Origin of the sequence: Nocardia sp. NPDC005978, assembly GCF_040614455.1 — a bacterium.
Classification (GTDB): Bacteria; Actinomycetota; Actinomycetes; order Mycobacteriales; family Mycobacteriaceae; genus Nocardia.
In genome coordinates this window covers 62,154-82,035 of the sequence record NZ_JBEXUS010000013.1, presented here as the reverse complement: position 1 = coordinate 82,035, position 19,882 = coordinate 62,154, and the positions used below count along the sequence as shown (strand labels likewise).

At 69.9% G+C, this 19,882-nt stretch carries 19 protein-coding genes; 2 read left to right on the top strand and 17 right to left on the bottom strand.

Annotated elements, in window-relative coordinates; all coding sequences use genetic code 11:
- The first annotated feature begins 129 nt into the window (after positions 1-129).
- Together ABZ319_RS08750 and ABZ319_RS08745 are read left to right on the top strand one after the other, a co-directional pair.
- Complete coding sequence (locus ABZ319_RS08750; RefSeq protein WP_354985747.1) at positions 130-969, top strand: mycofactocin-coupled SDR family oxidoreductase; 840 nt, start codon at positions 130-132, stop codon at positions 967-969.
- 95 nt (positions 970-1,064) lie between these two features.
- A complete protein-coding gene (locus ABZ319_RS08745) occupies positions 1,065-1,673 on the top strand; it encodes a helix-turn-helix domain-containing protein (RefSeq protein ID WP_354985746.1) in 609 nt (202 codons plus the stop codon).
- A 107-nt stretch (positions 1,674-1,780) separates the two neighbouring features.
- Here the strand turns inward: ABZ319_RS08745 and dmpG are convergent, their stop codons facing one another.
- From dmpG to ABZ319_RS08660, 17 genes are read right to left on the bottom strand one after another with little or no spacing between them, the layout of a single operon-like run.
- Entirely contained in the window at positions 1,781-2,815 is a 1,035-nt protein-coding gene (dmpG, locus tag ABZ319_RS08740) for a 4-hydroxy-2-oxovalerate aldolase (protein ID WP_354985745.1), read from the bottom strand.
- On the bottom strand, positions 2,812-3,744 hold the full coding sequence (locus ABZ319_RS08735) for an acetaldehyde dehydrogenase (acetylating) (RefSeq protein ID WP_354985744.1): 933 nt from the start codon (positions 3,742-3,744) through the stop codon (positions 2,812-2,814). The genes dmpG and ABZ319_RS08735 overlap by 4 nt, the downstream gene beginning before the upstream one ends.
- 46 nt (positions 3,745-3,790) lie before the next feature.
- The gene (locus ABZ319_RS08730) at positions 3,791-4,576 is read right to left on the bottom strand and encodes a 2-keto-4-pentenoate hydratase (protein ID WP_354985788.1); all 786 of its coding nucleotides are present in this window, start codon (positions 4,574-4,576) and stop codon (positions 3,791-3,793) included.
- Positions 4,570-5,802: a cytochrome P450 gene (locus ABZ319_RS08725; protein ID WP_354985743.1), complete on the bottom strand. Its 1,233-nt coding sequence runs from the start codon at positions 5,800-5,802 to the stop codon at positions 4,570-4,572. Before ABZ319_RS08725 ends, ABZ319_RS08730 begins: the two co-directional genes overlap by 7 nt.
- A gap of 51 nt (positions 5,803-5,853) precedes the next feature.
- The gene (locus tag ABZ319_RS08720; protein ID WP_354985742.1) at positions 5,854-6,048 is read right to left on the bottom strand and encodes a ferredoxin; all 195 of its coding nucleotides are present in this window, start codon (positions 6,046-6,048) and stop codon (positions 5,854-5,856) included.
- 13 nt (positions 6,049-6,061) lie between these two features.
- Complete coding sequence (locus tag ABZ319_RS08715; protein ID WP_354985741.1) at positions 6,062-7,264, bottom strand: FAD/NAD(P)-binding oxidoreductase; 1,203 nt, start codon at positions 7,262-7,264, stop codon at positions 6,062-6,064.
- Complete coding sequence (locus tag ABZ319_RS08710; RefSeq protein ID WP_354985740.1) at positions 7,261-8,154, bottom strand: SDR family NAD(P)-dependent oxidoreductase; 894 nt, start codon at positions 8,152-8,154, stop codon at positions 7,261-7,263. Before ABZ319_RS08710 ends, ABZ319_RS08715 begins: the two co-directional genes overlap by 4 nt.
- Positions 8,151-8,993, bottom strand: coding sequence for an alpha/beta fold hydrolase (locus ABZ319_RS08705; protein ID WP_354985739.1), 843 nt, complete (start codon positions 8,991-8,993; stop codon positions 8,151-8,153). The genes ABZ319_RS08710 and ABZ319_RS08705 overlap by 4 nt, the downstream gene beginning before the upstream one ends.
- Before the next feature lie 46 nt (positions 8,994-9,039).
- Positions 9,040-9,657 carry an NAD(P)H-dependent oxidoreductase gene (locus tag ABZ319_RS08700; RefSeq protein WP_354985738.1) on the bottom strand — a complete coding sequence of 206 codons (618 nt, stop codon included), beginning with the start codon at positions 9,655-9,657 and terminating at the stop codon, positions 9,040-9,042.
- Positions 9,658-9,690: 33 nt separating this feature from the next.
- Positions 9,691-10,680: a cyclase family protein gene (locus ABZ319_RS08695; protein WP_354985737.1), complete on the bottom strand. Its 990-nt coding sequence runs from the start codon at positions 10,678-10,680 to the stop codon at positions 9,691-9,693.
- Positions 10,680-11,528 carry a coniferyl-alcohol dehydrogenase gene (locus ABZ319_RS08690; RefSeq protein ID WP_354985736.1) on the bottom strand — a complete coding sequence of 283 codons (849 nt, stop codon included), beginning with the start codon at positions 11,526-11,528 and terminating at the stop codon, positions 10,680-10,682. Before ABZ319_RS08690 ends, ABZ319_RS08695 begins: the two co-directional genes overlap by 1 nt.
- Before the next feature lie 14 nt (positions 11,529-11,542).
- Positions 11,543-12,847, bottom strand: coding sequence for an LLM class flavin-dependent oxidoreductase (locus tag ABZ319_RS08685; RefSeq protein ID WP_354985735.1), 1,305 nt, complete (start codon positions 12,845-12,847; stop codon positions 11,543-11,545).
- Positions 12,844-14,589: an FAD-binding protein gene (locus ABZ319_RS08680; RefSeq protein ID WP_354985734.1), complete on the bottom strand. Its 1,746-nt coding sequence runs from the start codon at positions 14,587-14,589 to the stop codon at positions 12,844-12,846. Before ABZ319_RS08680 ends, ABZ319_RS08685 begins: the two co-directional genes overlap by 4 nt.
- Complete coding sequence (locus ABZ319_RS08675; protein WP_354985733.1) at positions 14,586-15,557, bottom strand: 3-carboxyethylcatechol 2,3-dioxygenase; 972 nt, start codon at positions 15,555-15,557, stop codon at positions 14,586-14,588. Before ABZ319_RS08675 ends, ABZ319_RS08680 begins: the two co-directional genes overlap by 4 nt.
- Positions 15,514-17,178 carry a bifunctional 3-(3-hydroxy-phenyl)propionate/3-hydroxycinnamic acid hydroxylase gene (locus ABZ319_RS08670; RefSeq protein ID WP_354985732.1) on the bottom strand — a complete coding sequence of 555 codons (1,665 nt, stop codon included), beginning with the start codon at positions 17,176-17,178 and terminating at the stop codon, positions 15,514-15,516. The genes ABZ319_RS08675 and ABZ319_RS08670 overlap by 44 nt, the downstream gene beginning before the upstream one ends.
- Before the next feature lies 1 nt (position 17,179).
- On the bottom strand, positions 17,180-18,043 hold the full coding sequence (locus ABZ319_RS08665; protein ID WP_354985731.1) for an alpha/beta hydrolase: 864 nt from the start codon (positions 18,041-18,043) through the stop codon (positions 17,180-17,182).
- 23 nt (positions 18,044-18,066) lie between these two features.
- Positions 18,067-19,707 carry an FAD-dependent oxidoreductase gene (locus ABZ319_RS08660; protein ID WP_354985730.1) on the bottom strand — a complete coding sequence of 547 codons (1,641 nt, stop codon included), beginning with the start codon at positions 19,705-19,707 and terminating at the stop codon, positions 18,067-18,069.
- Between the last annotated feature and the right edge of the window lie 175 nt (positions 19,708-19,882).

Below are 19,882 nucleotides of genomic sequence, written 5' to 3'. Positions count from 1 at the left end.
GGTATCACGCTCCCGACCTCAAGGTCAATGATGTTCTCCTAATTCGAGAATGGCATTGACACTGCGGTCCGTCGGGTGTCCACTTTTATCGATCGATAAACGATCGTCGAACGAGAGACGAGGTGTTCCATGGCTGGTCGGGTCGAGGGCAAGGTTGCCTTCATCACGGGCGCGGCGCGCGGGCAGGGACGGAGCCATGCGGTGCATCTGGCGCGCGAGGGCGCCGACATCATCGCGGTGGACGTGTGTGCGCCGGTCAGCGGCACCGATCAGATCGCCCACTCCACGCCGCAGGATCTGGCCGAGACGGTCGAACTTGTCGAGAAGGCCGGTCGGCGGATCGTCACCGCCCAGGTCGACGTGCGCGATTTCGACGCCGTTGCGGCCGCGGTGGACGACGGGGTCGGGCAGTTGGGCCGGCTCGACATCGTGGTGGCCAATGCCGGAATCGGCAACGGTGGGCAGACGCTGGACCGGACCAGCGAGCAGGACTGGAACACGATGATCGACATCAACCTCTCGGGAGTCTGGAAGTCGGTGAAAGCCGCTGTGCCGCACCTTCTCTCCGGCGGCCGAGGAGGGTCGATCATTCTGACCAGCTCGGTCGGCGGGCTCAAGGCCTACCCGCACACGGGGCACTACATCGCGGCCAAGCACGGCGTGGTCGGGCTGATGCGGACCTTCGCCGTCGAGCTGGGGCAGCACTCGATCCGGGTGAACTCGGTACATCCGACGAACGTGAACACGCCGATGTTCATGAACGAGAACACCATGAAGATGTTCCGGCCGGACCTGGAAAGTCCAGGTGTGGAGGACTTCCGGGTGGTCGCCCAGCTCATGCATGTACTGCCGATCGGCTGGGTCGAGCCCGAGGACATCAGCAACGCTGTGCTCTTCCTCGCCTCCGAAGAAGCCCGCTACATCACCGGGCTGCCGCTTACCGTCGATGCGGGTAGCACGCTCAAGTAGCGGTGTCGCACCCACGCTCGACACCCGCCCTCGGTTTTGATCGATCGATCAGGTGCTAGCCTGCCGTGTGCGTACGATGAGCAGCGGAGGCACCGATGCCGGCGGCCGGTAAGGCGCGGGCGAGCACCGGCGCCAGGGAACGTCTGATGGCGGCGACCGAGCAGATCATGGGCGACGAAGGCTACGCCGCGGCGACGTCGCGGCGGGTGGCGGAATTGGCCGGGGTCAAATCGACACTCGTCTACTACTACTTCCCCACCATGGACGACCTGTTCGTCGCGGTCCTGTGCGAGAGCGGCGAGCGGGCGCTGGCGCGGATGCGTGCGGCTCTCACAGCCGACGACCCGCTGCGGGTGTTATGGCTGATCAACACGGACACCCGCTATACCCGGCTCAGCACCGAGTGGATGGCGCTGGCCAACCACCGCAAGGTGATCGGCGCCGAACTGAAGGTATTCGCCGAGCGGGTGCGCGATATCGAGACCGCCGCGGTCACCATGGTGTTGCGCGCCCACGGCGTTGATCTGACCGAGTTCCCGCCGGTGGTGATGTCGATCCTGCTGACCGGCGCGGCGCGCATCATCTGCAACGAGAGCGCGGTGGGGATGGTGCAGGGGCACGAGCAGTTGCGCACCTTCATCGAACAGTTCATCGCCCACTACCCGCTCGCCGTTCGGCCTGCGGATCAGGGCGGACCCGGCTGAGCGACCACTGATCGAGCGGACTCGAGGCGATCGCCGAGCTGGGCGCGGCACGATGTGTGCCCGGTGAGATGATTTCGGCCCGAACAACTTTCGTCCCCACCGACCGCCTACGAACTCGGCGGATCCTCGCGTTCGCGCAAGATCTCGAGGGCGATGTCGATCAGCTGATCCTCCTGCCCGCCGATCAGCTTCCGCTGACCCGCGCGATGCAGCAGGTGGTGGGCGGGGACCCCGTACCGGTCCGCTTGGCGTACGGCGTGTTTGAGGAAGCTCGAGTACACCCCGGAATAGCCCATGATCAGCGCGTTGCGGTCCAGGAGGCATTCGGCGGGCATCGTGGGGCGGACGACGTCTTCCGCGGCGTCGGCGATGGCGAAGAAGTCGATACCGGTCTTGACGCCGATCTTGTCGAAGACGCCGATCAGCGCCTCCACGGGGGCGTTGCCCGCGCCCGCACCGAATCGTCGTGTGCTGCCGTCGATCTGCTTCGCGCCCGCGCGCACGGCGGCTATCGAGTTGGCGACCCCGAGGCCGAGATTCTCGTGGCCGTGGAACCCTACCTGGGCGTCGTCGCCGAGTTCGGCGACCAGGGCCGCGACCCGGTCGGTGACGCCCTCCATGACCAGCGCGCCCGCGGAGTCGACGACGTAGACGCACTGGCAGCCCGCATCCGCCATGATCCGGGCCTGCGCGGCCAGGCGCTCGGGGGTGACCGTGTGCGACATCATCAGGAATCCGACCGTCTCCAAACCCAATTCGCGAGCCAGACCGAAGTGCTGGATCGAGACATCGGCCTCGGTGCAGTGGGTGGCGATGCGGCAGATGACCCCGCCGTTGTCCTGCGCCCGCGCGATATCGTCCTTGGTTCCCACGCCGGGCAGCATGAGGAACGCGATCCGCGCGGTGGTGACCGTCTCGGCGGCGATCCGGATCAGTTCCTGTTCGGGGGTTTTGGAGAATCCATAGTTGAACGAGGAGCCGCCGAGCCCGTCGCCGTGGGTGACCTCGATGACCGGCACCCCGGACGCGTCCAGCGCCGCCACGACCGCGCGGACCTCGTCGCCGGTGAACTGGTGGCGTTTGTGGTGCGAGCCGTCGCGCAGGGAGGTGTCGGTGATGCGAATGTCCCAGTGGTCGCTCATCGCTGCGAGTCCTTCCCGAGCAGGGTGGCGGCGATCTCCTCGCCGACCTTGGTGGCGGCCGCGGTCATGATGTCGAGATTGCCGGCGTACGGGGGCAGGAAGTCGCCCGCGCCTTCGACTTCCACGAACGTGGTGACCAGGGCCCGGCCACCGGAGTTGACCGAGGGCTCGTCGAATTGGGGTTCGTTGAGCAGCCGGTAGCCGGGCACGTAGGTTTGCACCTCGGCGACCATGCGGTGGATCGAATCGGTGATCGCGGCACGGTCCGCGTCCTCGGGGATGGCGCAGAACACGGTGTCGCGCATGATCATCGGCGGCTCGGCCGGATTCAGGATGATGATCGCCTTGCCGCGCCCGGCCCCGCCGATGTCCTGGACGCCGCGCGCGGTCACTGTGGTGAACTCGTCGATATTGGCGCGGGTTCCGGGCCCGGCCGACACCGAGGACACCGACGCCACGATCTCCGCGATCGGCACCTCGCACACCCGCGACACCGCGTGCACGATCGGGATCGTGGCCTGCCCGCCACAGGTGATCATGTTGACGTTGGGTGCGTCCAGGTGCGCGTGCAGGTTGGCCGGCGGGATCACCGCGGGACCGACGGCGGCCGGGGTCAGATCCACCACCCGGATTCCCGCCGCCGCGTACCGGGGCGCGGCCGCGCGATGCACGCCCGCCGAGGTGGCCTCGAACACCAGGGCCGGCAGCTCGGCCCGATCCAGCAGCCAGTCCACACCTTTGTCGGTGGTGTCCAGCCCGAGTCCGGCCGCGCGCCGCAATCCCTCACTGGCGGAGTCGATTCCGATCATCCAGCGCGGTTCGAGCCGGGGTGAGCGCAGCAGTTTGTAGAGCAGGTCGGTGCCGATATTGCCGGACCCGACGATGGCGACCGACGCCTTGGCCGGCGCGGCGGGGCTTTTCGCAGACATGACACTCCCTGTTCCAGAGGCGGGCTGTTCGAATTCCGGAGACGAGCTATTCGAAGCGCAGGCCGACCGCGCCCAAACCCGCGAAGTCGGCGGTGAATTCGCTGCCGGGCAGCACGTCGATCGCGCGCGTGCACGAGCCGGGCAGCACCACGTCCCCCGCGCGCAGGCGAACCCCGAACCGGTCCACGGTGCGGGCCAGCCACGCGACCGCGGTGGCCGGATTGCCCAGCACCGCGTCACTGCGCCCGCGTGCGACCTCGTTGCCGTCGCGAGACAGCACGGCCTCGATCGCGGTGATGTCGATGTCCCCGGGCGCGACCCGCTCGCGCCCGAGCACGTATCCGGCGGAGGAGGCGTTGTCGGCGATGGTGTCGCACAACCGGATGGACCAGTTCTCGATCCGCGAGTCGATGAGCTCGAGCGCGGGCGCGAACGCCGCGGTCCCGGCCAGTACGTCGGCTTCGGTGCAGTCCGCGCCGGGCAGATCCGCGCCCAGCAGGAACGCCACCTCGACTTCCACGCGCGGGCACAGGTAGTCGGCGGTGCGAACCGGGCGATCGGGCGAGAGCTCCATGTCGTCGAGCAGATGCCCGTAGTCGGGTTCGTCCACGCCCATCATGGCCTGCATGGCGAGCGAGGACAGTCCGACCTTGTGCCCGACCACGCGTGCCCCCGATCGCACGCGCCGCCGAATGTTGATCAACTGGATCTCGTACGCGTCCACCACGTCGAGCCCGGGATGCTCGGTGGTGAGCGGCCCGATGGGCACGCCGGACCGCTCCGCGGCGGCCAGGCGCGCGGCCAGACCGTCGCGCAGCCCGGCACTCACCAGGTGACCGGCAGTTCGTAGACCCCGTAGGCGAGGCGGTCGTCCTTGAAGGTGACCTCCTCGAACGGAATCGCCAAGCGCAGGTTCGGAATTCGCCGGACCAGGGTCCGGAACACGATCTGCAGCTCCGCGCGCGCCAGCTGCTGGCCCACGCACTGGTGCGGCCCGAAGCCGAAACCGACGTGCTGGGCGGCCGGGCGGGTCAGGTCGAGACGTTCGGGCTGTTCCCAAGCGCGCTCGTCCCAGTTCGCGGGGGCCAGATCGAAGATGAGACCGTCCCCGGCGCGCACCGTCTGCCCGCCGATCTCGATGTCCTCCAGCGCGATTCGGCGCTGCCCGTTCTGAATGATCCCGAGATAGCGCATCAGCTCCTCGACGGCGCTCGACACCAGTTTGGGATCGTCGCTGTCGCGCAGCAGCGCGAACTGGTCCGGGTTCTGCAGCAGGGCCAGGGTGCCCAGGGAGATCATGTTGGCGCTGGTCTCGTGCCCGGCGATGAGCAGGCCGGTGCCCAGCTGGGCGGCCTCGCTCATATCGATCTCCCCCGAGCGCAGGCGTTCGGCGATGTCGGAGACCACGTCCTCGGCGGGCGACTCGAGTTTGGTCTTGATCAGTTCGACCAGGTAGCGCGAGAGCCCGACCCGGCTCTCGGCGGCGCGCTCGGCCGTGGCGTAGCGGTCCACGCTCGCGGTGGCCTGCTCCTGGAAGTACTCGTGATCCTCGTAGGGCACCCCGAGCATTTCGCTGATCATGACCGTCGGCACCGGCAGGGCGAGCGCGGCGACCAGGTCGACGGGTTTGGGTCCGGCCAGCATGGCGTCGATGTGCTCGTCGGTGACGCGCTGGATGACCTCGCGCAGCAGGTTCACCCGTTTGACGGTGAAGGGTTTGGTGAGCATGCGCCGGTACCGGCTGTGCTGCTCGCCGTCGGTGGTGAACACCGAGTTCGGGCGGCTCGCGGCGATGGCGGCCATGCCCTCGTTCCAGTGCGGGAACCCGGGCCGGTGGTGGTCGACGCTCACGCGCGGATCCGACATCAGGGTCTTGTACTCCTGATAGCCGGTGACCAGCCACGGGGTGCTGCCGTCCCAGATCCGCACCCGGTTCAGCGGCGCGGTCCGGTTGAGCCGCAACGCTTCCGCGGGCGGGGCGAAGGGACAGCCCGCGGAACGGTGCATCGGGTACTCGGCGATATCGGCCGTGGTCGCGTCGGTGACGGTGTCGGACACGGTTCCTCCTGGGTGCGGCCGGGGACCGGGCGTCAGCCCCCGGCGATGGGTTCAGTCCTCGACGTGGATGGCGGTGGCCGGGCACACCGCGGCCGCCTGCCGCACGTCGGCGGCGAGTTCGGCGGGGGGATCGGCGTCGAGCAGCACCACGATGCCGTCCTCGTCGCGCTGGTCGAAGACCTGCTCGGCGTGCATGACGCAGTGCCCGGCCGCGACGCATTTGACCTGATCGACAGTGACTTTCATGGGATTTCGCTTTCTAGGGTGCGGGCACGGGGGCCGGGGAATAGACCTCGACGAGCGCACGCCGGTACGCGGCGACCTGTTTGGGCATGTTCCAGCCCAGGACCGCGGCGGGCACGCCCGCGCGATCGAAGGCGACCACGAATCGGCCGTCGGCCGGATCGCCCTCCACGACACGGGCGTTCGCGTCGGCGGTGATGAGGCCGTGCACCTGGATCTTGGCGTCGAACTGATCGGTCCAGAAGTACGGAATCGGCTGATGCGCCCGCTCCGCGCCGGTGATGGTCGCCGCGACCACCCCGGCCTGCAGGGTGGCGCTGGTGCGGTTCTCCAGGCGGATCGCGGTTCCGAGGGCGGGGTGGTGCCAGCGGGCGACGTCGCCAGCCGCGTAGACGCCGGGGGCGGTGCGGCCCTGGGCGTCGCAGACGATGCCGTTGTCCAGGGTCAGTCCACTGCCCGCGAGCCAGTCGGTCATCGGTATCGCGCCGATGGCGACCACGACCAGGTCGGCGGGCAGCTCGTGCGAATCCTCCAGTACGACACCGGTTACCGCGCCGTCGCGGGCGGTGCAGCCCCGCACTCCCACGCCCAGTCGCAGCCGCACGCCTTCACCGGTGTGCAGGGCGGCCAGCCGCTCGGCGGCCAGGGGGCCGAGCTGGGCGGCCATGGGCGCGCTCTGCGGTCCGGTAAGGGTGACGTCCAGCCCGGATCGGCGTGCGGTGGCGGCGATTTCGGCGCCGAGGACGCCTTCGCCGACCACGACGACCCGCCGGGCGGTCCGCAGGGCGTCGCGCAGGGTCAGGGCGTCGTCCAGGGTGCGCAGCACGTGCACGCCGGTGATGCCCTCGGTGCCGGGGAACAACCGGGGTGTGGCTCCGGTGGCCAGGACCACATGGTCGGCGGTGAACTCCCCGGTCGCGGTGCTGACCGTGCGGCTCGCGAGATCGAGTGCGAGCGCGGGCTTTCCGAGTACGAAGTCGCAGTCGAAACCGGTGAGCTGACGGGGTGGTCGCAGCAGCGTCTGTTCGGGTCGCCACGCGCCCGAGAGCACCTGTTTGGACAGGGGCGGCCGGTCGTAGGGCAGGTGATGTTCGCCGCCCAGCAGGGTGATCGGGTCGGTGTAGCCCTCGCGGCGCAGGGCTTCCACGGTGGCGAGCCCGGCCGCCGAGGCGCCGACCACCAGGACCCCGGTGCGGCGCGCGCCGCGCCCGGTGCTCATGACCGCTCCGCGACCGGCCGGCGCGCCGACCCGTTCTCGGTGGCGGCTGTATCGTCCGGGTTCCGCACGGCGGTGGTGTCGTCCGGTTTCCGCAACGACCGCAAGGGTTTTCCCGCGACCGTGCCGCCGTCGATCGGCACCACCGTCCCGGTCACGTACCGGGAGACGTCCCCGGCGAAGTACAGCACCAACTCGGCTACGTCTTCCGGGGTGCCTTCGCGTTGCAGTGGCCGGTCCGCGCGCATGGCCGCGCGGGCGGCGGCGGTGAACTTCTCGCTCACCTCCGAGCGCATCGCGGTGGCCGAGGCGGCCAGCAGGCCGGTGGGGATGTTGCCGGGCGCGAGGCAGTTGACGCGAATGTCGTACTGCGCCAGTTCGATCGCCGCGGATTTGGTGAAGTGGATGACAGCGGCCTTGGACGCACGGTAGGTCTGCACGCCGCCGCCGGCCATCACCCCGCCGACCGAGGACAGGTTGATGATCGACCCGCCGCCGTGCGCGGCCATGTGCTCGCCCGCGTACCGGGTGCCCGCCATCACCCCGAGCAGGTTGACCCCCAGCACCTTCGTGAAGTCCGCGAGGTCGTCGTGCAGAAAGGTCTTGTGCATGGTCCCGGAGATGCCGGCGTTGTTGCACATCACGTGCAGGCCGCCGAACGTGGTCACCGCGTGTGCCACCAGCGCCCGAACCTGTTCGGGGTCGGCGACGTTCGCGGTCACGAAGACCGCGTTGGCACCGTGCGCGGCGATCGAGCGCGCACCGGCTTCGGCATCGAGGTCGGCGACCACCACGCGTGCGCCCGCGGCGACGAAGCGGGCGACAGTGGCCCTCCCGATCCCGCTCGCGCCGCCGGTGACGACGGCGACCTTGCCCGCCAGTTCGTCGGTCATGGCAGCTGTTCCTTTCCGGTCTGCGCGCCGAGGAATTCCAGCAGCAGCGCGTTGACGAGCGCGGGCCGCTCGAGCTGCGGGCAGTGCCCGGCCTCGGGCACGACCGCCGCGCGGCCCTTGGGAATGCGGTCCGCCAGCTGCCCGGCCCAGCCGGCGGGCAGCAGTTTGTCGCGCTCACCCTCGATGAGCAGCGCGGGCACGGTGATGCGGTCGTAGGCGCGGTCGGCGGACGGCGGGGGCGGCGCGTCGAGGCCGGGTCGCCGAAAACGGGCCGCCGCCAGCGCTTCCCACGCGCCGGGCGCGACGCTGGACTCGTGGCGGCGGGCCACCAGCACCTCGTCGGCGGCGAAAGAGCTGCCGTGGAACAGCGCGGTCACGATGGCGCGCATCCCGGCGACGGTGGCGTCGTACTCCTGCAGGGCGCGCATGTGCTCGTTCTGCTGGATCTCCCCGCCGCCGCAGATGGCGACCAGGCTGCGCATGGCCAGCCGGGGCGCGGCGGAGGTGGCGTCGACCAGCAGGTTGATCGCGCCCATCGAATTGCCCACGAAGTGCGCCGAGTCGACGCCGAGCAGCCCGAGCCAGCGGGCGATGTGACGCATGCGCAGTCCGCGCCCGTCGGTGAAGTCGACGAGTTTGGCCGAGTGCCCGTAGCCCAGCATGTCCGGAGCGAGCACCCGGTAGTGCGCGGCGAGCGCGTCGATGGTGTGCTCCCAGCCGATCTCGGCGCTGCCGCCGAATTCACCGCCGTGCAACAGCACGACCGGCTCTCCCGCCCCGGCCTCGAGATAGCTGGTGACCGCGCCGTCCACGACCAGCGTGCGGCGGACGGTGCTCACGCGAACCCCTCGGGAGCCCGCGCCGAAGTCCCGGCGAGTCCCGCCGTCACGAGGACGCCCGTCCCGCCGCGGCGAAGGTCAGGATCTGGGTGGCCAGCATCTCGAGCTGGCCGCTGACGGTCTCGTCGATCAAGTCGCCCTCGGCGTTCCAGATCGGATCGTCGGAGTTGATCGCCACGCCGAGCGGGGTGGGCCAGGCGCGCAGCGCGTGGCCGATCACCCGCAGCTGGCCGAGGGTCGCGACCGCGGCCTGCCAGCCGTACGCGCAGGTGATCACGCCCCACGGCTTGTTGTCCAGGTACACCGTGGCGTCCCCGCGCAGGTCCTCGATGTAGTCCAGGGCGTTCTTGACCAGCCCGGACACCCCGCCGTGATAGCCGGGCGAGCCGATGACCACGGCATCGGCGGCGCGCAGGGCCGCCACCATGGCCGCAGCCGCGGGGGTGCGCTCGAGGTCGTGCGGGTTGTACATGGGCAGGTTGATGTCCTCGCCGCTGAACAGCGCGGTGCGCCCGCCCTGGCGCTCCACCGCCGAAAGGCACTGCCGCAGCGCTCTTTCGGTGGAGGACCCCGCGCGCAGGGTGCCGCCGATGCCCACGACGAACGGGCGCGGATCCCCGTCGATGCCGGTGGCGGTGTCCGCCGATGCCGTACTCACGCTCATGACCGAACCTCGTGTTTCCCGTAGTGCCCGTCGCTACTTGATGGCGATGGGATTGATGGGTGAGCCGACCGCGCCCACCACGCGCAAAGGCGGTGCGATCAGCTGGAATTCGTAGACGCCGTCGGCGGCGCAGTCCGCGGCCAGCGCGGTCAGGTCCCAGTACTCGCCGAGCATCAGGCCCATGTCGCGCAGGCACAGCATGTGCATGGGCAGGAAGGTGCCCTCGACCCCGGAGACGGTGTCCTCGACCATGAGGTTGTCCGCGGCCACCGCGGCGATGTCGCGCTCGTGCAGCCATTGCGCGCAGCGCCAGTCCAGGCCGGAATAGGCTTCGGCCCCGTCCCCGGTCTCGTGGAAGCGGGCCATCCAGCCGGTGTGGATGAGCAGGATGTCACCCGAGCCGACCGTGACCCCCTGTGCGGCAACGACTTCGTCGAGCTCTTCGGGGGTGATGGGCTGCCCGGCGGCCAGGTAGGTGTCGGCCTTGCGATGACGGACCAGGTCCAGCAGGACTCCCCGGGTGGTGATGCCCTTGCCGTCGACCTTGTCGATGCCGCAGTGCACCGCGCCCAGGCTGGTGACCGAACTGGCGGGGAAGCCGTTGTAGAGCTGCTCGTCGTAGTAGACGTGCGAGAGTGCGTCCCACTGGGTGGCGGCCTGCAGCGGCATGATGATCAGGTCGTCGTTGAACCGGAACGGATTGTCGGCGAAGAAGGCGCTCAGTTCCTGGGCGACGCTGTTGCGCAGCCACTTCGGGCCGTACTCGGCCAGGGTGCGGGCGTCGCCGCCGTCGACGGTCATCACGTGCACCGGGTTGTTGCGGAATTGGAAGGCGCCCTGGGGTCCGGCGGAGCCGAAGTCGATGCCCAGGGAGAACACCTTGCCGTGACGCACCAGTGCCGCCGCGGCGGCGACTTTCTCGGGCGTGATGAGGTTGAGGGTGCCGAGTTCGTCGGCCGCGCCCCAGCGGCCCCAGTTGCGCACCTGTTCGGCGACGCGATGGAATTCGGTCAGGTTGGCCACTATGGCTCGCTTTCAACGCTGGTCGCCGCCGCGGCGGCCGGGATGGCGGATTCGCACGCCAGGCGGGCGGCGAGGTTGCCGCCGTCGACCCACAGCACCTGACCGGTGATGTAGCCGGCGGCCGCGCTGTTGAGGAACACCAGGGCCGCCGCCTGTTCGCCGGGGGTGGAGACCCGGCCCAGCGGTTTGCCGATGCCGTCCAGGAAGCCGGGGCCGTAGGCGGTCCGCAGCTGATCCAGGATCGGGGTCTCGGTGACTCCCGGTGCGGTGCAGTTGATCCGGATGCCGCGCGCGCCCAGGGGGACGGTGCGGCGCATGGTGTAGTGGATGAGGGCTTCCTTCGACAGCCGGTAGCCGCCGTCGGCCAGGGCCTCGGGATGCGCACGGCACCAGGCGATTCCCTCGGCCATGTCGGCGGTCTCCAGCAGCGCGTCCGATTGCTCGCGATGCTCGAGGTAGCCGGTCGCGGCCAGCGACGACACGCTCGCCACGGTCGCGCCCGCGCCCATGCGCGCGGTGATGGCCTCGGTGAGGCGGCGGGTGCCCAGCAGGTTGATGGTCACCACCCGCAGCGGGTCACCGATGCCCGAGGAGACGCCCGCGATGTTGAACAGGGTGTCCACCCGGTCCCCGACCGCGGCGGCGGCGCGGTCGATCGAGCCGGGATCGGCCAGGTCCAGGCGATGGAATTCGTCGACGCCGGTGGCGTTCTCGGTCACGTCCAGGCCGATCACGGTGCCGCCGAGCGCGCGCACCTGGCGGGCCACGGCCGCGCCGATGCCCGACGCGCAGCCGGTCACCACCGCTCGGCGCCCGTCATAGCGCCAGCTCTGTTCGATCGATTCCATCGCCGTGCCCCGGGTTAGCTCTGCGGCTGGTCGTCGAGCCGCTGGGCGGCTTCCTCACGGCCCTGGTCCATTTCGGCCATGGCCTCGGGCACCTCGTTGGCGATGTAGTCGCCGCCGCGCCCGGTGGGCAGTCCGCCGAAGGCGTAGTTCTCGTCGAACGCGGGCGAGGCCAGCGGCTTGCGGCGCTTCTCGACCTGTTCGATGATCGGCTCGAGGCGCTTGGCCTTGGCCGCGACGGCCTTCTCGTCACGTTCGATGAACTCGGGCAGCACGTGCTTGCCCATCAGCTCGATCGATTCCATGGTGGCTTCGTGGCTGCGCGGGTTGAGCAGCAGGATGATCTCGTCCACCCCGGATGCCTCGTAGCCGCGCAGGAATTCGCGCACGGTCTCCGGGGAGCCGATCGCACCGCGCCCGGGTCCGTAGGCCAGGGTCTCGTCGCCCTTGACCGCGTCGAGGTACTTCTCCCACACCCCGGTGCGGCCGGGGGTGTGCTGGCCGGTCATGTAGTAGTGCATGATGCCGAAGGAGAAGAACCCGCCGCCCACGCCGAGCCGGTCGATGGCCTGTTTGTCGGTCGGGGCCACCATCATCGACAGGTCGCCGCCGATGGCCAGGATGTTCGGGTTGAGCACCGGGATCGTCGGGGCGGCGTTCTCCTCGAATTCCTTGTAATAGCCGCGCACACGGTCACCGAGCGCTTCGGGTCCGGTGTAGGCGAAGCTGAGCGCGCCGATGCCCTTCTGCGCGGCCATCTGCACCGAGGAGGGCCGGGTGCAGGCGACCCACACCGGCGGGTGCGGGCGCTGGTAGGGCTTGGGAATGACGTTGCGGGCGGGCATTTCGATGTGTTCGCCCTTGAAGCCGGTGAACGGGTCCTCGGTCATGCAGCGGATGGCGACGTCGAGGGCTTCTTCCCACTGCCCGCGCTTGTCGGCCGGGTCGATCATGAACCCGCCGAGCTCGCCGACCGAGGAGGATTCGCCGGTGCCGAATTCCACGCGCCCGCCCGAGATCAGGTCCAGGGTGGCGACGCGTTCGGCCACGCGGGCGGGGTGGTTGATGGCCGGCGGCATGTGCATGATGCCGAATCCGAGCCGAATGTCCTTGGTGCGCTGGCTCGCCGCGGCCAGGAAGATCTCGGGCGCGGTGGAGTGACAGTACTCCTCGAGGAAGTGGTGCTCGGTGAGCCAGACGGTGGAGAAACCGGCCTTGTCGGCGGCCTCGACCTCGGCCAGGCCCTCCTGGAACAGCAGTCGCTCGTCTTCGGGCACCCACGGCTTGGGCAGGGCGAACTCGTAGAACAGGGATATCTTCATTGGTTTCCTCCGTGGGTTGCCGAAATGTGCTGGGCCGCTATGTATCCGAAAGTCATCGCCGGGCCGATGGTGGCGCCCGCCCCGGCGTAGCTGCGACCCATGACCGCGGCGGTGGCGTTGCCGGTCGCGTAGAGCCCGTCGATCACCGTGCCGTCCGCGCGCAGCACGCGCGCGTGCTCGTCGGTGCGCAAGCCGCCGGAGGTGCCCAGATCGCCCAGGACCATCCGGAAGGCGTAGTAGGGCGGTTTCCCCAGGGGCAGCAGGTTGGGGTTGGGCAGGGTGTGATCGCCGTAGTAGTTGTCGTAGACGCTGTCCCCGCGACGGAAGTCGTCGTCGTGGCCGGCGCGGGCGAGGGTGTCGAAGCGATCGGCGGTGGCGCGCAGGCGATCCGGGGGCACGCCGATCTGCTCGGCGAGCGCTTCCCAGGTGTTCGCGGTCTTGACCACGCCGGATTCGAGCCAGTGCGGCGGGATCCTGCTCCCGGTCGGGGCCGGCGCGAACGGGATCTTGGGCAGGGGCAGGTGACCGGCGATCACATACCGCCGCCACGAGCGGTCATCGGTGATCAGCCAGCTGGGCAGGTGGGTGACCCCGGCGCGTTCGCCGGCGAGCATGGCGTGCCCGAAGTCCATGTAGGGCGCGGCCTCGTTGATGTACCGCTCCCCCGCGCCGTTGACGATGAACTGCGCGGGCATCATGCGTTCGTTGAGCATGAATTGCATACGCCCGTCCGGCCATTGGATGGCGGGGAACCACCAGGACTCGTCCATCAGCTCGGTGTCCGCGCCGGCGCGCATCCCGGCGCGGATGCCGTCGCCGGTGGCGGCGGGATTGCCGAAGCTCCAGTTCTGATCGATGACGGGCTCGTGTTCCTTGCGCCAGGCCATGTCCTGTTCGAATCCGCCGGTGGCCAGCACCACCCCGCCGTGCGCGCGTACCCGCTGCGAATGCCCGTCCCGCTCGATGACCGCGCCGAGCACGGCGCCGCCGGAGTCCGTGATCAATTCGGTCATGGGGGCGCTGAGCCACAGTGGGATGTCGTTCTCGCGCATAGCCAGTCGCAGCCGGGCCACCAGGGATTGGCCGATGGCGGCGATGCGGTCGCCGAAGACCCGGGCGCGGACCATGCGCCAGACGAGTTTGAGCAGGACGGCTTTGCCGCGCCAGGACTGGCGCACCCGGTAGAACTGGAGCAGGTCCTTGGGCCCGAGCCAGATCCCCTTGGGCGCGAGCGCGAGCGGGGCCAGCAGGGTGGCTTCGTCCTCGCCCAGCACCCGCAGGTCCAGCGGCGGGACGTTGATGGTGCTGCCCTGCACCGAGCCGCCGGTCAGTTCCGGGTAGTAGTCGGCGTAGCCGGGCTTCCACACGAATTCCAGCCGCGTGCTGAGCTTTTCGAGGAACTCCATCATCGCGGGGGCCTGCTCGACGTAGGCGCGCAGGCGGGCGTCGCTGACCAGGCCCTCGGTGATGGCGCGCAGGTACACCAGCACCTGTTCGGGGTCGGGGGTGTAGCCGTCGCGGCGTTGCGCGGGGGCGCCCGGCACCCAGATGCCGCCGCCGGAGAGCGCGGTGGATCCGCCGTAGTGCGCGGATTTCTCGACGACCAGCGTGCGCAGGCCCGCCGCCCGCGCGGCCAGGGCCGCGGTGAGCCCGCCGCCGCCGGATCCGATGACGAGCACGTCGACCGTGTGGTCGAAGCCGCGTTCCGAAGGTGTTGCGGGAGGCGTTGTTTCGGTGCTCACGCGGCTCTCCGATCGTTCGGTGCGCCCCCGGTGGCCGGGAGCGCGGTGCGCAGCGCGAATCCGGCGATGAGCGCGGGCGCGGGCCGGTAGTAGCGGTCGCGCACGTCGTATCGGCCCTGGGTGGCCAGGGCGGCGAACGCGGCGACCCAGGTGCGGATCTCGTGGGCGGAGTTGCCCGCTTCCCCGGTGATCCACGGGTTGGTCCAGGTGTCGACCTGTTCGAGCCGGTTGTCGTCGAGCAGGGTCAGGAATTCTCGGTCCCAGCTCGGGTTGAGCGGTCGCAGCGTGCTTACCCCGGAGTCGAATTCCTGTGCGGCGGCGATGACCTGGCGCTCGCGTGCGGCGCGCCGTTCGGCGGTCACGGGGCCGCCGTGCACGAGTCGTTCGCGGACGGCACCGGTCGCGCCGGCGAGGGTAGGCACCGGCGGATCGTGCGAGAGTCCGCCCGATCCCAGCACCAGGACGCGTTTGCCGAGGGTGCTCAGGAATTCTCCGACCGCGGTGCCCAGGGCCCGGGCGCGGTGGATCGGGGCGAGCGGCGCGGCAACGGAATTGAGGAATATCGGCACGATCGGCACCGCGCCCACGTCCGGGAACAGCTGCCCCAGGGGTTGCACGGTGCCGTGGTCGACGTCCATGGCCACCGACACCGCGACGTCGATCCCGGCGTGCAGGGCCGCTTCGGCCAGTTCGAGGGCGAGGTCGCCGTCCACGTTCAGCGCTCCGGCGTAGGTGCCGTAGTCCCCGACCGCGTGCGCGGCGGTGCCGACGCAGAACTGCGGCATGGTGCGGTAGAAGAAGCCGTTGTAGTGGTCGGGTGAGAAGGTCACCACCAGTTCGGGATCGAACTCGCGCACGAAGTGCGCGGCCGCGCCCACCGCCGCGCTCACGTCGTCGAGCAGTTCGCGGTCGGGGCCGGGGAGTTCAAGAAGCGGGCTGTGCGAGACGCAGCACAGGGCCAGCGACATCGTTTCCTCCTGGGGTCAGGGCGAGGGCGCGCAGCAGATCGGCGCTGAGTTCGGGGGCCGATTGCGCGATGGTGGCCCCGGCGATGCAGCGGTCCGGGCGCAGGAACAGCACCGAGTCGCGGTGGCCGTCGAACCAGCGTTTCAGCGCGCCGGTGCGGTCGCCGACCACCGTCACGTCGGGGTCGTCGTGCCCGGCCCAGTGCAGCTGGGTGTGCGGGCGGGCGGCGATGAACTTCGCGCCCAGGGCTTTCCACCGCGCGAACTCGCTCTCGCCGAGCACCGCGCGCGGCTGGTTGTTCCAGCACAGCACCGCGAACCAGGGCCCGAGGACATCGTCGAGAAGGACGCCGGTGTGTTCTCTGGTGTCCACGCGCGGCTGCACGAAAAGGGTGCCCACCGCCGAGCGCGGTGACCGCGAATGCGCATGGACCACCGCACCCCGGTCGTACCGGGGCATCGGCTTGAAGCGCATACCCAGGACGTAGTTCTTGACCGGCGGTATCGCCGCGGCGGCGCGGACCAGGGCGTCGCGGACGGCGGCGACGCGGCGATCGGTGGGTGAGATGACCCGCCCGACGAGGGTGGACAGGTCGATCATGGCGCGTGCGTGCGCGCGCCGTTCCTGGTCGTAGCTGTCGAGCAGGCTGTCGCGGGCGCGGCCGGTGACCACCGCGGCGAGTTTCCAGCCCAGGTTCGCCGCGTCGCGGATGCCGCTGTTGTAGCCCTGGCCCTGCCAGACCGGCATCAGGTGCGCGGCGTCCCCGGCCAGCAGTATTCGCCCGCACCTGAATCGGCCCGCGATGCGTGAATGGTGGGTGTACAGGCGCTGCCGGATGATGTCCAGGCGTTCGGGATAGGGCACGAACGCGCCGAGCAGTCCGGCGACGAACGCCGGATCGGCTGCGCGGGAATCGCTTTCGTGGTCGTGGATCATGAACTCGAAGCGGCGGATGCCGTGGGCGATGGACACCGAGACGTTCGGGCGCGCGGGATCGGCGGCGACCTCGATGTTGGGGTGCCCGAGCGGGTCGGTGGCGATGTCGACCACCAGCCAGCGGGTCGGGGAGGTGGTGCCCTCGAAGGACACCCCCAGCTGTTTGCGGGTGGCACTGCGCCCGCCGTCGCAGCCCACGACGTAGGCGGCGCTGATCAGGCGCGGGCCGGCGGGGGTGTCGAGTTCGACGGTGACGCGCGAGCCGGTGTCCACGCAGGTGGCCATGGCCGAGGACCAGGCCACTTCGACGGTTTCGAAGCGCTCGAGCCCCGCCAGCAGTTCGGCGTCGACCAGCGGCTGGACGAACCCGTTGCGCTTGGGCCAGCCGAAAGAGGTGTCGGCGGGGGCGATTTCGGCCAGCAGCCGGCGGTCCGCGTCGACGAATCGCATGATCTGGTCGGGGGTGGTGTGCGGCAGGACCTGTTCGATGAGCCCGATCGATTGGAAGGTGCGCAACGATTCGTCGTCGAGGCCGACCCCGCGCGGGTAGTCGATCAGGGTGGGTCGTTCCTCGGCGACCAGGGTTCGCACCCCGTGCCCGCCGAGCGTGTTGGCCAGGGTCAGCCCCACCGGTCCGGCGCCGACGATCAGCACGTCGACTTCGGTGACAAGGGATTTCGCGGTCATCTCAGTCCGCCAGGAGGAAGCCCACGTGCAGGGCGTCGAAGGTTTTGGCGTCCTCGTACTGCGGCCAGTGCCCGCAGCCGGGCATCAGCTCGAATCGCGCGCCCGGGATCATGGCTGCGATGCGGCGGCCCTCGGCGACGTCGGCGGTGGGGTCGTCGCTGGTCCAGAGCACCAGGGTGGGGGCGGTGATGGAGCCGTACTCGTTCGGGCCCAGCAGGTTTCGGGCGCGGATCACCGGGTCCTGCAGGGCCATGATGTCGCTCATGGCGGCCACGAATCCGGGCTGACGGTAGATGCGCTGGCGGCTGGCGACGATGTCGTCGTAGCCCTTGGTCTTGTCGGCCATCAGCCACTTGATGCGGGCCTGCACGGTGTCCCAGTCCGGGTCCGAGACCGCGGCCATGGACAGGGTGACGATGCGGGCCATGACCTGCGGGTCGGCCTGGGAGCCGCCGGCGGTGTTGAGCACGAGCCGGTGCACGCGCCCGGGGTGGTCGATCGCGAATCGCGCGGCGACCCAGCCGCCGAGCGATTCGCCGCTGACGTGGACGCGGTCCACGCCGATCTCGTCCAGGAAGCGCACCAGATGCTCGACGTAGTGCGAAATTTCCAGGGGATGCCCGGGCTTGTCGGTGTAGCCGTGCCCGAGCATGTCGATGGACCAGGTCGAGAAGTGCTCGGCGTGCGCGGCCAGATTGCGGACGTACGCCTCGGCGTGCCCGCCCGAGCCGTGCAGTAGCACCAGCGTGGGTTTGTCCCGATCGCCGGCGTGCAGGTAGCGGGTGCGGACCCCGCCCACATCGAGGTAGCCCTGGGTGAACGCGACCCCTTGCAGGTCGCTCCAGATGCTCTCGTACTCGGCCACTCTCGTGCCTCCCTCTGCCGTGTTCACAGCTCTGCCGATTTGCCGGTCGCGGCCGCGTGCCCGGCGCGGAAGCCGAAAACCATGCCGGGGCCCAGGGTTCCGCCCGCCCCGCCGTAGGCGCGGCCGGTGACACCGGCCATGGCGTTGCCCGCGGCGAACAGGCCGGGGATGACCGCGCCGTTCACGTGCAGCACCCGGCCGTCGCGGTCGGTGCGCGGTCCGCCCTTGGTGCCCATGGCGCCGACGGTGACCGGGACCGCGTAGTAGGGGGCGGTGTCCAGGGGGCCGAGGGTGCGCCCGGCCGCGGTCGCGGCGTGCTCGTCGCCCCAGTAGCCGTCGTAGGCGCTCGAGCCGCGCCCGAAATCCGGGTCGTGTTCGCGGGCCACCGCGTGGTTCCAGGCGGTGACGGTCGCGCTCAACCCGGCCGGGTCGATACCGGTCCTGGCCGCGAGCTCGGTGAGATCGGCCGACTCACAGAACCATTCGGGCACCGGGTCCCCGGGCGCGATGCCGAGGAAGCCGTAGCGGCGCAGGTGTTCGGCGTCGAAGACGATCCAGCCCGGATCGTTGACGTACCCGCCGCGCGGGTCGAGGTAGTGGAAGGCGCCGGACATGGCGTTGTATTCACCGGCTTCGTTGACGAAGCGCCGACCGGCCCGGTTGACCATGATGCTGCGCGGGCGGGTGCGCTCCAATCGCACACTGCGACTGCGTGGTCGGCCGTCGATGGTGTCGCCGGGGATGCGCACGATCGGCACCCACCAGGCTTCGCTCATGGTGCCCAGCTCCGCGCCGTGCGCCATGGCCATGCGCAGCCCGTCGCCGGTGTTGTTGGGCGGGGACACCGCACCGTGCATGGGCCCGCGCAGGTACGCGCGCACCAGGCGCGGATCCCATTCGAAGCCGCCGGTGGCCAGGACCACGCCGCCGCGGGCGCGCACGCGCACCGGACCGTCGGCGGTGTCCAGGCGTACGCCGGTGATGGTGTCCTGCGCGTCGGCGATCAGCTCGACCGCTCGCGACGCGGTGCGGATCTCGACCCCGGCCGCCAGGACCCCGGCCAGCAGGCTCGCCACCAGTGCGGTCCCGGCGACGCACAGGTCGGCGTCCGCGTCCGCCGAAGCGTGCAGTCGCGCACGGGTTTCGGCGTCGAAGCCGACGTTGCTCCAGTCGGCGGGAAAGGCCGTCAGCCGGTCGCGCCAGGGTCCGAGCCTGGCCAGGTCGAAGGCGGCGGCGCTGAGGGAGCGGCCGCCGCCGGGGCGGCCGCCGGGCAGTTCGGGCTTGTAATCGGGGAAGGCGCCGGCGACTTCGAAGCGCAGCGGGCTGTGCGCTTCGACGAACTCGATCATGCGCGCGCCGGTGCGTACGAAGACCTCCACCAGTTCGTCGTCCATCGAATCGAGGGCTTGCGCGTGCAGGTAGCTCAGGGCATCGGCCACGCTCAGCGGTCCATCGGCGGCGCGGTCGTGGGCCGGGATCCAGGCGATGCCGCCCGAGACGGCGCTGGTGCCGCCGACGGTGGCGGCCTTCTCGCACACCAGCGTCGAGGCGCCGGCGGTGGCCGCGGTCAGCGCGGCGGTCAATCCCGCGGCGCCACTGCCCAGTACGACGACGTCGACCTCGGTGTCCCAGGCACGGTCGTTCGAATCCTGTTGCGAAGACACAGCTCTAGACCTCGATTCTCGAATAGCCAGAATCGTATTCTCACTACCTCGATATCGCAATCTCCATCTGTCGGTGTGCAACCACCCGTGAGTGCTCGCAGTCCCAGCCGGCGCGTGCGCTCGACACATCGGACCTGCGCGAACGTTGGAGTCTTGCTCAGCGAAAATCGCGAGA